General features: G+C 40.6%; 1 pseudogene. It reads right to left on the reverse strand.

The features are described 5' to 3' along the window. Positions 1 to 143 precede the first annotated feature (143 nt). Positions 144 to 392, reverse strand: a pseudogene (locus HT721_RS10895) (hypothetical protein); the annotation flags it as partial.

Raw genomic sequence — 392 nt, forward strand, 5'->3', positions numbered from 1 at the left:
AATCATGACCACCCCTAAAACGGGTGGTTTGTACCAGGGCTATAAGCCCAAATTACCAGCCAGCGCCTAAAGACGCTGGCTTTCACTTTGTTCAAGCCTCATTGCTCTTGACTCGTCACTTGCCTCTTAAAGAGGCTTTAGTATTACTTACCACTATCCCTAAAGGGATCCTCATATTCTTTTACACTCAATTTATCTAGTGCTATATCATGCTTTACTCGTTCTCAAATTTTCATACTCGTGAAGAAATCATCCACTGGATAATTTCTTTAATCTTGAATATATTTCTTAATTGTGGCTTCATTGAGTCCAACCGTACTCACATAATAACCTTCCGCCCCAAAATGCCGATCCCCAAACCTATACTTGAGGTTGGCGTGTTTGTCAAACAT

Source organism: Streptococcus sp. 4094 (genome assembly GCF_013277125.1).
Classification (GTDB): domain Bacteria; phylum Bacillota; class Bacilli; order Lactobacillales; family Streptococcaceae; genus Streptococcus.